This is a genomic window from Pelomicrobium sp. G1 (genome assembly GCF_051905455.1).
Classification (GTDB): domain Bacteria; phylum Pseudomonadota; class Gammaproteobacteria; order Burkholderiales; family UBA6910; genus Pelomicrobium.
On the sequence record NZ_JBQACR010000043.1, the window covers coordinates 1 to 962 of the forward strand.

Sequence of the window (962 nt, forward strand, 5' to 3'; positions counted from 1 at the left end):
CCACCGAGGAGCCCCGGCCCCAGGGGCACGGAAAGGGGCTGGCCGCTGCCCCGCACCACCGCCCCGGGCCGCAGGCCCGTGGTGTCCTCGTAGACCTGGGCGACGATCCCATCGTTTTCGATGCGAATGACTTCGCTGAGGAGGCGCCTTTCGCCCACTTCCACCGCTTCCCGCATCTGGAAGGTGCCCCGGGTCCTGGCGCGCAGCACGGGTCCGCTGATCCAGGTGATTTCCGCTTCGCTCATCGATTGGGCCCCCGGTCAATGGTTGACGAACCATTGACCGCGGTCCTGTTCCCCTCTCCCGCTGAGAGAGGGGGAAGGTGAGAGGGTGGAGCGCCGTCAAGCATTTTCAGGACACTCCCTATTTCGCTCCCGCCGCCTGGCGTTTGCTCGCTTCCCTGCCCAGCTCCGCGAGGAGCCGCGCTTCGATCTCCGGGCGGTCCAGCAGGATTGCCTCGAGGGTTCCGTCCAGGCAGGCGCCGCCGGCGCACAGCTTTAACCCGGCTGAGCAGTCCGGGGATGGGTGGAAGCGGGGCGGATGGCCCAGCGCACCTTCCAGGCGTTGTGCCAGCGCGGTGCGCTTCGCCTCCGGCCAGTCGCGAGGATGGACGATGTCCCAGGCGGTCTTGGGCAAGCTCGCGAGCGCTTCCCGAAGGAGCATCTCCACCCAGGCGCGCCTCGCCGCGGGGTCCCGCCAGCGGGCGGCGAGGGCCTCTCGCAGCCGCCCCCATCCCGCCTCGAGCAGCGCCGCGTCGTGCTGCGACCGATGGCGGCGCTTCGCGGTCTCGAACGCCGCTTCCGCCCGTCCGATTTCCCGGCGCATCCACTGGCGCATCTCCTCCACGTCCCGGCGCACCCGCTTGCGTGCCTCGGATCGCGCCTCGGCCACGATTCGACGCGCCTCGGCCCGGGCCTGGGCCAGGATCGCTTCCCGCTCCCGCCGTTCCCGCTCGCCTACCA

General features: G+C 70.7%; 1 protein-coding gene and 1 pseudogene. Both read right to left on the reverse strand.

Going from position 1 to position 962, the window contains the following annotated elements; genetic code table 11:
* Positions 1 to 245 (reverse strand): annotated as a pseudogene (locus tag ACTFO6_RS17285) (V-type ATP synthase subunit A); the annotation flags it as partial.
* 118 nt (positions 246 to 363) lie between these two features.
* Positions 364 to 962: hypothetical protein (locus ACTFO6_RS17290; protein ID WP_439935674.1), on the reverse strand; the 599-nt coding region annotated here is incomplete at its 5' end.